This window comes from Arthrobacter bambusae (assembly GCF_022606295.1).
Classification (GTDB): Bacteria; Actinomycetota; Actinomycetes; order Actinomycetales; family Micrococcaceae; genus Arthrobacter; species Arthrobacter bambusae_A.
The window spans coordinates 1-13,726 of the sequence record NZ_JAHHZS010000055.1 but is presented as its reverse complement, the minus strand read 5'-3'; the positions used below and the strand labels follow the sequence as shown (position 1 = coordinate 13,726).

The 13,726-nt window shown below is 60.3% G+C and carries 14 protein-coding genes; 7 read left to right on the top strand and 7 right to left on the bottom strand.

All coding sequences use genetic code 11. The features are described 5' to 3' along the window. The 3 genes from KNN17_RS21280 to KNN17_RS21270 form a co-directional block, all read left to right on the top strand. The coding region (locus KNN17_RS21280) for a fumarylacetoacetate hydrolase family protein (protein WP_241710833.1) at positions 1–195 on the top strand (195 nt) is incomplete at its 5' end. A gap of 27 nt (positions 196–222) precedes the next feature. Then, on the top strand, positions 223–477 hold the full coding sequence (locus KNN17_RS21275; protein WP_241710832.1) for a hypothetical protein: 255 nt from the start codon (positions 223–225) through the stop codon (positions 475–477). 191 nt (positions 478–668) lie between these two features. Continuing rightward, positions 669–1,538, top strand: a complete 870-nt coding sequence (locus KNN17_RS21270) for a polysaccharide deacetylase family protein (protein ID WP_241710834.1) — start codon at positions 669–671, stop codon at positions 1,536–1,538. A 59-nt stretch (positions 1,539–1,597) separates the two neighbouring features. Here the strand turns inward: KNN17_RS21270 and KNN17_RS21265 are convergent, their stop codons facing one another. From KNN17_RS21265 to KNN17_RS21235, 7 genes are all read right to left on the bottom strand, one after another. After that, the gene (locus KNN17_RS21265; protein ID WP_241710831.1) at positions 1,598–2,425 is read right to left on the bottom strand and encodes a MurR/RpiR family transcriptional regulator; all 828 of its coding nucleotides are present in this window, start codon (positions 2,423–2,425) and stop codon (positions 1,598–1,600) included. 98 nt (positions 2,426–2,523) lie between these two features. Then, positions 2,524–3,711, bottom strand: coding sequence for an MFS transporter (locus tag KNN17_RS21260; RefSeq protein ID WP_241710830.1), 1,188 nt, complete (start codon positions 3,709–3,711; stop codon positions 2,524–2,526). Between the two features lie 222 nt (positions 3,712–3,933). Beyond that, positions 3,934–4,638 carry an RraA family protein gene (locus KNN17_RS21255; RefSeq protein WP_241710829.1) on the bottom strand — a complete coding sequence of 235 codons (705 nt, stop codon included), beginning with the start codon at positions 4,636–4,638 and terminating at the stop codon, positions 3,934–3,936. Beyond that, entirely contained in the window at positions 4,635–5,810 is a 1,176-nt protein-coding gene (locus tag KNN17_RS21250; RefSeq protein ID WP_241710828.1) for an ABC transporter ATP-binding protein, read from the bottom strand. Before KNN17_RS21250 ends, KNN17_RS21255 begins: the two co-directional genes overlap by 4 nt. Before the next feature lie 14 nt (positions 5,811–5,824). Beyond that, positions 5,825–7,576: an ABC transporter permease gene (locus KNN17_RS21245; RefSeq protein ID WP_241710827.1), complete on the bottom strand. Its 1,752-nt coding sequence runs from the start codon at positions 7,574–7,576 to the stop codon at positions 5,825–5,827. Positions 7,577–7,624: 48 nt separating this feature from the next. Beyond that, positions 7,625–8,668: an ABC transporter substrate-binding protein gene (locus tag KNN17_RS21240; protein ID WP_241710826.1), complete on the bottom strand. Its 1,044-nt coding sequence runs from the start codon at positions 8,666–8,668 to the stop codon at positions 7,625–7,627. Between the two features lie 455 nt (positions 8,669–9,123). Continuing rightward, entirely contained in the window at positions 9,124–9,981 is an 858-nt protein-coding gene (locus tag KNN17_RS21235; protein ID WP_274619766.1) for a MurR/RpiR family transcriptional regulator, read from the bottom strand. Between the two features lie 109 nt (positions 9,982–10,090). On the opposite strand from KNN17_RS21235, the gene KNN17_RS21230 reads away from it, so the two are divergent. Genes KNN17_RS21230 through KNN17_RS21215 form a run of 4 tightly spaced genes read left to right on the top strand, consistent with a single transcriptional unit; the run spans position 10,091 to position 13,248 of the window. Further along, positions 10,091–10,921, top strand: coding sequence for an amidohydrolase family protein (locus KNN17_RS21230; protein WP_241710824.1), 831 nt, complete (start codon positions 10,091–10,093; stop codon positions 10,919–10,921). Then, entirely contained in the window at positions 10,921–11,730 is an 810-nt protein-coding gene (locus KNN17_RS21225) for an aldolase/citrate lyase family protein (RefSeq protein ID WP_241710823.1), read from the top strand. The genes KNN17_RS21230 and KNN17_RS21225 overlap by 1 nt, the downstream gene beginning before the upstream one ends. Positions 11,731–11,789: 59 nt before the next feature. Next, positions 11,790–12,638 (top strand): amidohydrolase family protein, encoded by an 849-nt coding sequence (locus tag KNN17_RS21220; RefSeq protein WP_241710822.1) that lies wholly within the window; start codon positions 11,790–11,792, stop codon positions 12,636–12,638. A 4-nt stretch (positions 12,639–12,642) separates the two neighbouring features. Beyond that, positions 12,643–13,248, top strand: coding sequence for an RraA family protein (locus KNN17_RS21215; RefSeq protein ID WP_241710821.1), 606 nt, complete (start codon positions 12,643–12,645; stop codon positions 13,246–13,248). The last annotated feature ends 478 nt before the right edge of the window (positions 13,249–13,726 follow it).

The following is a 13,726-nucleotide window of genomic DNA, read 5'->3' as shown; positions in this document are numbered from 1 at the left end:
ACCCTCAAACCCGGAGACCTGATCTTCACCGGCACCCCCGCCGGCGTCTCAACCATCACCCCCGGCGACACCATCACCGGCGGCATCGACAACATAGGCACCTTCACCATCACCATCGGACCAAAATCCAAAAAACAACCCCAACTCCCGTACAACCCGAAACCCGGTCTCGAACGGACCGGGCACGCCTTCTGAGCCTCGGTTAGCGCCGGAAGGAAATTGATGGAAAGCAAAGAAGAGACCCTGCTGAACTGGCCACCACCAGCCAAAGGGGAAGAGGTTTGGCTTTACAGGGCACGAAACCTTGTTGCCTCAGGCTGGATCGATGACGTGATGCCTGACGGTTCCGGTGTCTGGGTGAACCAGCACGACGCGCGGGGCAGGACGATGGTGCTGGCAGAGGACGTCGATGCGATTCTAAGGAAACGTTCAGCCGAATCTTCAGTCTGGCTGAGCTCCGCCGTAGTTGATAGCTAGAGCACAAGGGCAGCATCCGCTCCCTGCGCTCCAATACGTGCTTCCTAAGTGCTTCGGCGGGAACGGGAACCAACGCGTCCCGCCCCTGAACCCGAACGAACAGCAGGCAGGGATAATGCTCCGGCCCACGCTATGCCAACGCCAACAGCAAATTCCACGACTTGGATGAGGAGACCGATTCATCAGTGAACATGAACCAAATGCCCCCGCTGCCGTCCCTGCCCGCCCGGCGCAACATCCTCACGGTCCTTGGGGCGTCCATGGCCGCAGGACTATGCGCCTGCACAAATGTCACGCCGCCCGCCGCGAAGGCCGACGCCGCCTCCGCCACTGCCTTTTCGGAACCACCCCCGCCGACCTCCCCGATGCCCCTGCAGGCAGCCACCCCGGCCACTGTCCGCTTCACGCCAAGCCCCACACCAACGAAGAAGGCAAGGAAGCACTACGTCCCCGACGTCGGGCTTCCGCCCGTGGAAAACGGCCTCGCTCCGGTAATCACCCGGATCCTTACCAAACATCCGATCGTCTTCCTGACCATTGACGACGGCGGCACCAAGACTGCCGAGATGGTTGCCCTGATGGCAGAGTATGACTACCCCGTATCAATTTTCCTGGCCCGGGCGTTCATTCAGGACAACCCCGGATTCTTCACCCAGTTCGCCGCGCAAGGTAGCCTGATCGAAAACCACACCATCAGTCACAACCTCAACATGGTCCAGCTAAACTACGCGCAACAGCTCGCCGAAATCACCACAATGCAGACCTATGTCAAGGACCAGTACGGGCGGCTGCCCACCCTGTTCCGACCCCCAGGGGGCGCCTATTCCAATCTCATGAGAAAAGCCGTAGCGGACGCCGGGTTGAAGGCAATCATCACCTGGGAAGCCAAAGCCAATGCCGGGCAAATGGACTACCAAGTGGGCAACTCCCTGCGTCCCGGAGACATCGTCCTCATGCACTTCCGACCCGAATTCGCGGCCGATCTCTCAGCCTTCCGCCAGGCCCAGCTCGCTGCTGGCCTCGAGGTAGTCCTTCTCGAAGACTTCCTCGGCGTTGAATAGCATCTGTCCGGCCGGATCGCAGGCGCCCAGACCGGGTGTTGCATTTCGAATCAGACAGCTCAGCGGGACCCCGGCTTGCCGAGGATGGAGGCGAGTGATCCGAGGCGGTTCAGGGCGTCGGCCGCCTTGTCCTGGGACAGGTGGTAGATGGAGAGTTCCAATGCGTAGCCAAATACGATGGGTACTGTCATCGTCCCGAACGTCGAGTCGGCCCCGCGCAAGGCGATGATCAAATGCTTGGGCACCACCGACAGGCTCACCCCCGGAACATCACTGATGACAACCACATCAGCACCCTGAAGCTCGGCATGCTTGGCCAACTTCGCCAACGCCGGATTCGGCTCACGCAGGACAAACGCAAAAAACACATCCCCCTTGCCCAGGGACAGCAGCTTCTCCGGCAGGTCACGGCCCTCGCTGGGCAAATCCACAACATCCAGCCCCAGCCGGCGCAAACGCTTCTCCAACGAGGCAACCAGGATCGGAGCACCATAGACGTAGATCCGCCGGGCATCAATAAGCGTCTGAGCCAAAGCATCCAGACGATCCTGATCGATCGTCTCAACCATCCCCAGCAACGCCTGTGCCTCGTCCTCGACAAGCTTCGCCAACTGATAACCCTTCCGGTCCCGGAACCTGGCCCGGGCCGAAACATCCACCCGCTGCGCCTGCTCCCGCAAATCCCCCCGCAACGCAGCAAACCCGTCATAACCAAGCTTCTGAGCCAAACGGATCACCGTGGACTCATGAACATTCGCCCTGGCCGCCACCTCCGTGGCCGACAAAAAAACCACATCCTTCGAGTCCTGAAGCAACACAGTGGCAGTCCGCCGCTCAGCCGGGGTCAGGTTACCGGCTTCAAGGGACAAGCGGTCTTGCAAAGCCATTCGGACATCTCCTTCAGTGAAATGCAAGCAAAGCTAACATTTGCTGCATTAAATCACAATTCCGCATCACTCGCTGCAGGGTCCGATAAGGGTCGCCATCATGCCCTCTTGGTTGGATCCGGTTCGCGGACCAATTTTTGACGCAGGCTCTTTGACTGCGGGGCCGATTTTGCGTACACGGGCACCCACTTTGCCAGAGCTGCAGCGGCAAACACTCCCAGGATACCGATGGCGAAGAGCCCCCCGGACAAAGAGGTAGCCACTGCGACGATCGACATGACGACCGGCCCGGCCGCATTGCCGGAATCGCCGATCACCCGCCAAATCCCGAGAAAATGTATCCTCCCGACTGCGGGCGCTGCATCTATGCCAAGCGTCAGCATAACTCCGGTTCCCAGTCCATTGCCCAGACTCATGATGATCGCGACAATGCTCAACGACACCAGCCCAGTCGTGAATGGAAGGGCCAAGACAGCCCCCGCAATCAACAGCATCGACGGAGCAGCCATGATTAAGCGTCCGAAACGGTCCATGATCCGGCCGGATGGATAGAACATCAGCGCATCGACGGCGCCGGCGATGCCGAATATGAGGCTGGTTTGCTCCGGGCCAAGTCCAAGGTGCTGGGCCCACAGCGGCAAGAGGGTCTGTTTGGCTCCGCGGACAGCACCGGCCGCAAAGATGGCGAGTCCCAACGTGAGGAAGAGCTTGCGGTTCTCGGTGAGGATCCGGCGGCGGTCTCCGCTGGAGTGTCCCGGATCCTTTACTGCGTGCACACCTGGAACATCCGGGATGACAATAAGCAGGATCACAACGCACACGGCTGTGAACACGGCAAGAATGTACGCCGAGCGCAGTCCGGCAGCGTATATGACCGCGGCACCCAGGAAGGGCCCTATGAATAGCCCGACACGGTGGGATCCTCCCAGCGCCGACATGGCTCTGCCGGTGAACGCGGGGGGAACGACACTCGCCAGGTAAGACTGTCTTGCCAGATAGAACGTCGAGGTCGACATACCGATGACAAGCAAGGCCGCCCCGAGGACTATGGCAGAGGATGCGAAAAAGCACGCAACAAGAGCGCCGATGTCCAGGCATGCGGCGATGATCATCGCTTTCCGGTCGCCGACGCGCTCTGCCAGAAGGGCGGCGGGCACATTTCCGAGGATGCGCCCGATCCCTGACAACGCGAGAAGAAAGCCGGCCGTGGCAGCGGAGGCGCCCAAATCGATGGCGGTGAGCGCTATGACCGGTGCGATCGCCCCGTTTCCGATTTCGTACACCATGGCTGGCAGAAACACCGATGGTGCCAGCGACCGGAGCGTGGGTACGGTCACCGGCTTCGTGCTGTCTGGACTTAGAGGATCATCTTCTGGCCTTTTCAAATTGGATGTCTCTTTCAGAATGCTCGGCTTAGCGGTTTGGAGTGCCCTTACCGTTAGTGCTTTCGGGTCGTTATCCTCACGGAGGCGATGGCAAGCCGTCGTCCTGCCACCGCCTCCAGGGAACTATGCGGGCTGGTTTTGGCTGTTGGCCGTGATTGGGAATTCGCATCCGAGATCCCGCAGCCTGGTCTCCCAGTGGGTGCGGTCATCGGTTCCGGCCTCTATTTTTGCGAGGGACAGGAGCTCGGCACGGTGCTTCGCCTGCGCTCCCAGCAGCACGGTTTCGAGTTCGTCGAAGGGGACGCATAACAGTCCGTCCTCGTCGCCGATAACCAGGTCCCCTGGCTCGACAACCATGCCGTTGATGCTGACCGGTATGTTGATTTCTCCGGGACCGTCCTTGTACGGTCCGCGGTGGGTGACTCCTGCCGCGTAGACGGGGAAGTCACCGGCGCTGATGACCGCAAGGTCACGCACGGCGCCGTCGATTACCAGCCCCGCGACCCCGCGCATTTGGGCAGACCTGAGCATCATCTCGCCAAAGATGGCGTTCGTGAGGTCGCCGCCGGCGTCGACCACGATAACGTCACCAGGTTCGGCGAGGTTCAGCGCCATGTGCAGCATCAGGTTGTCGCCCGGGCGGACTCTGACGGTCAGCGCGGGGCCGGCGAGGCGGCCGCAAGCGTGGAGCGGGCGCAGCCGGGAACCGGCGGCGGTCATGCGCGACATCACGTCGCTAACGTTTGCGACCGGTAGGTCGCTGTACCGTTGAACGGTTGCAGAGTCGACCTTTCGAGACCGGGGCAGAACGCGAAATCCAACGGTCATCGCTTCGCCGCCTTGTTCTCGGGAAGCTCTTCTGCCGGTTCGGTTATGGGGTAGCAGAAGATGTCCCGGGGATTCACATGCAGGAAGACCCGTTCACTTGCGGTGGTGGTTCCCCGCTCGCCCCGGCACAGGAGGCGGTGCCCGCCGAACCCGACCTGGAGAAGAACGAATTCCCCGCGGAAGCTGTTGAGCAGCAGCGGGACCTGCCAGACGTTTGGACCCGAACCGGGGTCAAACTCCGAGGTGCGCAGGGACTCTGTCCGCAGATAGACCTCAACCTCCTGGCCGGCGCGGAGCTGACCCGTTCGGTTCAGGACAGTCATGTCAGGTCCGTCGTCGATGGCCACGGTGGCCCCGTTTCCGGACGTGGTGGTAACCCTGCCCCTGAGGCGGTTGGTTGATCCGATGAAGCCTGCGACGAATGCGGTCGCAGGTTGTTCCCAGATTTCCTCGGGGGTCCCTAGCTGCTCGACTCCGCCGTCGTTCATGACAAGAATGCGTGAGGAGATGCTGAGGGCTTCATCCTGATCGTGGGTGACAAAAATGGCCGTGAAACCCATCGCATTTTGGAGTTCGAGGAGTTCGAGCCTCATGCCTTCACGCAGCTGGGTGTCCAGATTGCTCAGTGGTTCGTCGAAAAGAACGAGTTTCGGACTTCCCGCGACGGCACGGGCCAGAGCGACACGTTGCTGCTGTCCACCGCTGAGCTGTCCGATGCGCCGGTCGCGTTCGTTCCATAGGCGCACACGGCGCAACGCTTTTTCTGTTTCGGCAATGATTTTTTCTTTCGGCATGTTCTTGACGCGCATCCCGAAGGCGATGTTCTCGTAAACGTCCATGTTCGGCCACAGGGCGTACTGCTGGAAGACCATCGACAGCCCGCGTTTCTCCGGCGGCACCAGAACGTCATGCTGTCCGCTGTTATGGGAGAACACCGTACGCCCTGCGATGGCAATCGAGCCGCTGTCCGGCTGCTCAAGCCCGGCGATCGAACGTAGGGTTGTGGTTTTCCCGCACCCACTGGGACCCAGGAGGGAGACAATCTCGCCGCGGCGCACGTCGAGGTCAAGTCCTCGGATAGCGACCTTGCCGTTGTCGTAGGTCTTCCGGAGACCGCGTATGCTCAGCTGGGCCTCCGCGGCGCCGTCAACTTCGGAAAGTGGATCGATCATTGTCGTATGGGTTTTCATTTCGTTCTCGTTTTCGTTTGACGACCCACGACAAATCGCAGGCCAAGGTTGGCCAGGGCGACGACAACGAAGATCATCACCATGTTGATGATTCCGACTGCCATGGCCGGCGAGACGCGTCCGCCTTGGAATAGCTGCCAGAAGACGACGGAGAGCACCATGGAACCTGAAGTGAACAGGATCAGGGAAGCCGAGAGCTCACGCATAACGTGATAGATGACGACGGTCCCACCCGACAGCAGCGACGGAATGATATTCGGTAGCACGATAGACCGCGTTACCTTCGATTCGCTGGCCCCGGCGACCCGGGCTGCTTCCTCCATGCCGGTGTCCAGCTGTGCCACTGCGTCGACGGTGGCGCGGATACCCAGCGGCAGGAACAACGCCACGTAGGCAAGAAGGAGGATCCAGCTTGAGCCGTAGACGCCAACCCGGAGCACGATCCACATCCAGAGCAAGGCGAGACCGAAGACGATGTGCGGGATGGCAATCGTCAACGAACCTACCTGGTCCAGGATTTTGCCGAATCGGGGGTTGCGCAGGTAGGTCCGGGCAATTGCAACCGAAAGCAGCATCGCGATTATCGCTGCTCCGATCGACAGCACCAGAGAATTCACGACGGCCCCGACCGCACCCGGGAAGGTGATGAGATCCTGGTAGTTGGCGAACGTCCATGGGGCGGAGAAGTCAGGAGAAGGGTAGGCCTTGAGTGAGCCGGCAATCAGGGCAAACGCCGGAATCACGACGGCGAGCAGCAGGTACAGTCCGCAGCCCACCGTGGCGATGACCCGGATGGGACGCGATGACCGTGCCCCTTGTTGGCTCGTGCCCCTGCCTCCGACTGTGGCGTAAACCCGTCCTTTGAGCATTCGGCGGTTCAGCAAGAGTCCCAGCACGCTCAGCGTCATGAGGAACAGCCCCATGACGGCGGCTTTATTGGGGTTGCCCGGGAACTCGCTGACAAAGACCAGCAGCTGCGAGGAAATCGTCGCGATATGCGACGTCGGGCCGAGCGTCGCAGGAATGGTGAACTCGCCCAGACAGTTGACGAACACGATCAGAGCGGCTGAGAGGAGGCCGGGTGCGGCGACCTTCAGGACGATCTTTCGCATCGTCTGGAACTTGCTCGCGCCGACGGTCCAGGCGGCTTCCTCTAGAGATGTGTCCACGGCGAGCAGTGCGGGCCGAATGTAAAGGTATGCCATCGGTACGTGGGCGAGCCCCATGACCCAGATGATCCCCGGAAGGCTGTAAATGTCATAGGTTGGCAACCCTAGGTAAGCAAACCATGCGTTCACGAATCCGACCTGGGGCGACAGCATCATGATCCACGCGAATGCGATCAGAACAGGTGGCACGTAGGCGGGCAAAACGACCAGGGAGTTGAAGAACTTCGCGCCCGGAATCCTTACCCGGAGGATGGCCACGGCGAGGCCCAATGCAACAAGGAATCCGATTACGGCTCCGCCGATCGCCAGGAGGACCGTGTCGCGGAGATAACCCAAGAACTCAGGGCTGGCCAGGAATCCGAAGTTCGCCAGTGTCCAGTCGCTGCGCAGACCAGGAGCAGCGGAACGGAAACTACCGTAGATCAGGTATCCGACCGGGGCGATGATGAGTACGCCCAGAACGATCAGCAGCGCTACCCCTCCGGGAAATCCCCTCAGCGGGCCACGGCCCAGCGGTTTGATCTTCACCGGCGGAGTGTCCACCGGCTCCAAGGGAACGGTGTCTAGGAGTGAGCTCATGTCCCTGCCTCCCTCATACGAGCGTAAATATTCGATTTCATATCTTCGCTAGCCCCCGAGTTTCTTCAGGATGGATACCGAGAGATCCGGCTGCTGTTCGGCCTGCTTGGCCTGGTCAACGTCCAGCAGTTTCACATCGCTGAAGGGCTTGCGCTCGGCCGGGAACCCGGGGATGTCAGGCCAGGGGCTGTATTCAGAGAGGGCAACGCTGCTGACCTTGCTAGCATCCTTGCTGGCCAGGAAGGTCAGCAGAGCTTTGGCGCCGGACGGGTTCGGTGCGGTCTTGACTAGCATGTTGAAGTTCAGGGCCGTGGCATCGCCTTCGGTAGGAACGATGACCTTCAGCGGTGCGCCCTTGCCCATCTCAATGTAACTGGCATCGTCGGTGGTGATGGCGATGGCCTTCTCCCCAGATTCGACGGCCTGTACCTGTTGGTTGGATGTGGCATATAGAACCGGCTTCTGGGTGGCCAAGGCATCAATGTATGACGGGCCGAGGTCCTTGTTGTTCATCAGTTGCCAATAGGTCTGGTAAGCCCCGGAGTTCTTTGTCGGATCCAGGAGACCGATCTTGCCTTGCCATTTGGGATCTTTCAGATCGGCCCAGGATTTTGGCTCCTGGCCGGCCGGGACAAGCTTGGTGTTGACCGTTATCGAGGAGGTGATTACGCGGGTGGAAAATGTGTATCCGTCGGGCATGATGAAGCGCGAGGGGAACCCGGCGACGACTTCGGGGGGCAGTTTCGTGACCAAGTCACCCTGGATTACCGTCTGCGCCAGCCCGTAGCCAACGACAGAGAACACATCGGCTTGGTTGACCCCGGCTGCCTGCTCCTGCTGGAAACGCTGGAGCAGGGGCAATGCCTGCGTAGTCTGCAGGACAACGCTGACTTTGCACTTGGCTGTGAACGCATCAACGAGCTTCTGGGCAGACGCCTTGTCCTGCGTGGTGTACCAGTTGACGGTGCCGCTGGCCCCGCATGGCGTCGAGGAGTTGTTTCCCTCGGCCGCTGGGGTGCCAGCGCATCCAGCCAGCACCAGGCTGAGGCTGGCGACTGAAGCGGCTAGAAGCGTCTTTGCTCCGATTTTCATGATTTTCCATTCGTCTGAGTGAGTTGTTACCGGCGGCCCGTCCGGGCTTCGGTGCGGGTCTGGAGGTATCGGAGACCGTGATGCAGATCTCCCTTCGCTGGAATGAATACGATGCTAGCATTCCCTGCGAACCTTCACAAGGCTGCTAGCAAATCCTGCAGTTTGAAGTTTTATTGGGACGTCTTGGCGCGGGGTCTCCTGTAGACACTGAACCCGTCCGCCCTCAGGAGCAAGGTCCTTCCCAAGCCGCGATCACGGATTAGCCACAGAACGCTGCCATCGAGGGCGACCATGTCAACCGTTCCTGAAGCCACGGTCCGCGGCCCTTGGTGTATCTGGACGCAGTCCCCTCGGGAGAGGTCCGGCCAGTGGGTGACTGGCCGGCCGACTACGCCCCGGAGCGGAGGGATTATCAAAGACATGAACTTTTCGTCCTTTCTGCTGTCGCCACCCGGTCAGGCGGATTGCCCCCGGCCATCCGTCACCACCGGCGTTCCCAGCCGGCCGAGGATCGAGGCGAGTGATCCCAGGCGATTCAGGGCGTCGGCCGCCTTGTCCTGGGACAGGCGGTAGATGGAGAGTTCCACTGCGTAACAGAACACGATGGGGACTGTCATCGTTCTGAACATCGAGTCGGCACCCCGCAAGGCGATGATCAAATGCTTGGGCACCACCGACAGGCTCACCCCCGGAACATCACTGATGACAACCACATCAGCACCCTGAAGCTCGGCATGCTTGGCCAACTTCGCCAACGCCGGATTCGGCTCACGCAGGACAAACGCAAAAAACACATCCCCCTTGCCCAGGGTCAGCAGCTTCTCCGGCAGGTCACGGCCCTCGCTGGGCAAATCCACAACATCCAGCCCCAGCCGGCGCAAACGCTTCTCCAACGAGGCAACCAGGATCGGAGCACCATAGACGTAGATCCGCCGGGCATCAATAAGCGTCTGAGCCAAAGCATCCAGACGATCCTGATCGATCGTCTCAACCATCCCCAGCAACGCCTGTGCCTCGTCCTCGACAAGCTTCGCCAACTGATAACCCTTCCGGTCCCGGAACCTGGCCCGGGCCGAAACATCCACCCGCTGCGCCTGCTCCCGCAAATCCCCCCGCAACGCAGCAAACCCGTCATAACCAAGCTTCTGAGCCAAACGGATCACCGTGGACTCATGAACATTCGCCCTGGCCGCCACCTCCGTGGCCGACAAAAAAACCACATCCTTCGAGTCCTGAAGCAACACAGTGGCAGTCCGCCGCTCAGCCGGGGTCAAGGACCCTCCTTCGATGGCTAGTCTTTCTTGCAGTGCCATGCAGATTTCCCTTCACATTGGTGACATTTATGCTAGCGTTTACTGCATCGCTTCACAAGCTTGCGTTCTTTACCTGCAGAACGTTTCTCATCACGCTGAAAGGTCGCCAATGATTGTCGATGCCCATAGCCACGTGTCCCTCTCCTGGTATGAGCCGGTCGAGACCCTGCTTTTCCAGATGGACCAGAGCAATGTCGACAAGGCAGTGCTCGTCCAAATGTGGAGCGAGCTGGACAACGGTTACCAGACAGAATGTGTGCGTCGGTTCCCAGACCGGTTCGCTTCAGTCGTCATGGTCGACACCGAGTCTTCAGATGCGGTCAGCGATCTCAAACGGCTCGCGGACGAAGGCGCTAAGGGCGTCCGCATGCGTCCCCTGACCCGGTCAACCGGCAACGATCCTCTGGCCCTTTGGCGTGCCGCCGAGAAGCTCGGTATCAGTGCCAGCTGCGTGGGATCTCCGAACGCGTTCGCCTCGGAGGAATTTGAGCAGGCGATCCGTGAAGTGCCCAACCTGCCAATCGTCATTGAGCACATCGGCGAGATACTTCCGGCGGACCCGGGCTACGATCCGGCCGTCGCAGACCGCATATTCAATCTCTCGAGGTTCGACAATGTCTACATCAAGATCCACGGGCTAGGCGAGTTTGCTGTCCGCAACCGCCGGCCTACCGACGGTTTCCCCTTCCTGCGGCCGGTCCCGGATCTCATCACACGCGCCTACAGCAGTTTTGGGGCGAACCGGATGATGTGGGGAAGTGACTACCCGCCGGTAAGCAAGCGCGAGGGTTACGCGAATTCGCTGACGTTCGCACGCCGAGAGCTTGCACACGTCCCCGAACACGATCTCAACATGATCTTCGGTGGCACCGCGGCGTCCCTCTACGGGCTCGGATCCGCATCCGAGCTGCCGCTACGATCTGGATCAGGGCGGAGATAGTGACAAATTGGCCAGCCTTCGAGTCGGGAGGCACCGAACAAGACGACCGCCGGCCTGTCGGTACGTCCGTGGAATCTGAATTCCAACCGGAGAACAAGATCTGGTCCGCACACAAGAGCGGTCGGACCGCGTTCGGCATGTCCATCAAGGCCGCATCGGTGCGCAACCTCGAAGCTGCGCGGCACGCGGGGCTGGACTTCGTCCGGATCGACCTCAGCGGAAATTCCGTTCCGATCGGAGCTGTTGGGAACCTGGTCAGACACAGCCTGGACATAGGACTCACCCCGGTTGTACGCGTCGCGAGCGCGAACCAAATCAGACCTGTGTTTGCCGCCGGAGCCCTCGGGGTGACGTTACCCAACATTGCCAACAGCGGACAGGCCGCCGAACTGGCCGAACTGTGCCGACGCGAAGGGGGGCACCTCGGCGACCAACTCCTTGTCTCGGTACAGATCGAATCAGTGGAAGCACTCGCAGATGTCCGTACGATCGCGGCGATCCCTGGCATCCACATGCTGCAGTCCGGACGCAACGATCTTGCAAAGTCCATGGGTCTGCCGGGCCAGCCGGAACACTTCCGCGTGCTCGAGGCCGAAGAGCTCATAGCGAAAGCCGCGAGCGAAGCTGGAAAGCTACTCTCGCTGCACTTTGCGCCGGGACAGCATTCCATCCAGCAAGCACAAGCCTGGCTAGCCCGGAACATCTCATGTCTGACGATCGGCGCCGACACACAAATACTCGACGAGGCCGTTCGAAACCGCGTGCAATCCATCCGTCAAAGCCTGTGGTCACCCCCAGCGAAAGCCTAGAGGAAACCCCGGGCATTCCGGCACGGAATCGACAAACACACCCCGAAAGGACTATCCAAATGATCGTGGACAGTCATTGCCACACCTCCGACCGTTGGTACGAGCCCGTAGAAGTTCTCGTCGCACAAATGGACCGCCTCAACATTGACGCCGCCGTCCTGACTCAGTATTCGGGACAGTTCGACAATTCCTACCAGGCCCAATGCGTCTCCCGCTACCCAGGCCGCCTTGTGTCCGTGGTCGTGGTTGACGTCAATTCAGCCGACGCGCCCAACCACCTCACGGAATTGGTGTCAGCTGGTGCGGTGGGCGTGCGCCTGCGGCCTATGGACCGTTCACCCGGCATCGACTCTCTGGCCGTGTGGCGCAGGGCGTCGACCCTTGGCATTACCGTGACTTCGCTCGGGACGCCGGCTGAATTCCTGAGCCCAGAGTTCCAGGAAGTGTTGGAAACGTTCCCCGACCTCCCGGTCATCATCGAGCATCTGGGAACCCGCGGCGAAACAGGACATCAATACACGCCCGAGAAGGCAGCCGAGGTCTTCGGGCTCAGTCGCTTCAACAATGTCCACCTCAAATTTCACGGTCTCGCCGAATTCTCGCCGCGGGTGCCGGACAGAACCTCACGTGCACGATTCATCAGGCCGCTGCGCCCGCACCTTCACCTCGCCCTCGATGCCTTCGGTTCAGACAGGCTCCTGTGGGGCAGCGACTTTCCGCCGGTAAGTGCACGCGAAGGGTACGAAAGTGCACTCATCGGCCCGATGCAAGCCCTAAGGGAACTCGGGGCAACAACCACCGAAATTGACAAAATGTTTGGTCATAACGCATCCCTGCTCTTCCGCATTCCGCAGAAAGAGTCCGCATCGGTCGCTCAACCCGGGGGACTCGATGCATCAACTCGATAGGAAATTGACCGGAAAACTGCCGGTAATCGGGGCCCAGCACCAACCACGTGTCGAAGGGGCAGACCCGAGCATCATCCTTCGACTGGCCAGCCACTCGACAGCTGATCTCTCGGACCTCGTCGGCAGGTTATATACGATGACACCGGAAATCCGGCCACTTTACACCCCGTGCCCGCGCATGGCGGGCACGGCCGTTACGGTCCGAACTGCCCGGGGTGACAACCAAGCAGTCAAAGACGCAGTCGCGGACATCCAAACAGGCGACGTGCTGGTCATCGACGCCCAAGGATTCACCGGATGGTGCAGTGGAGGATACGGAATGCTCCGCGCCGCCACTGCGGACGGCAAGCTCGCAGGCGTCATTGTCAACGGCGCCTACCGCGACATAGCGGAATTTGAGGTGGCCGGCCTGCCGATCTACGGCATCGCCACCAGCCCCGCAACGGGCCCGAAACTTGGCCCCGGACAGATCAACGTCGCCGTAAGCTGCGGCAACGTCATCATCAATCCCGGAGACGTGATCATCGCCGACGCCGAGGGAGTAATCGTGGTTCCCCACTCGCAAAGCGAAGTCATCGCAACGGTCGCAGATGAGAAGCGAGCGTCCTGATCGCCGACACCGACAGGCGACGTCCGCTGTATCTCGCTGCGTTGATGGGCCCTTCATCAGAAGTGCAGAAAATTTGTCCAGAATCCCAACCGGAGAAAACATGACAGAATCACTGGCTGAACTTGTCCTCTCACTAGAGGCCACTGACAGAGCAGAGCTTGACCGCCGCCTCGAAGAGGCAGAACGGATCATGCGCACTCACGCGATGAACAATCGTCGGGGCGGAGTCCTCATCACCAGGACGGGATTAAACTCCTTCACCGTCGAAGTCAGCGAAGACGTTCCTTTCGGACTCACAAGACAGCGCCAAGACTGGTAGGCGCCAAAAGACACCCGTCTCCCGTCGGGGAGGCTACAGGGCACCTCCCCGCACCAGATCAACCAGCGTCGGGTGGCAGAAAACAATCCTCAAACCCAGATATTCCACCGTCCGCCTTTGGATCAAGTCCGTTCAGAAAGAGGTTTCCGTGAACCAAAA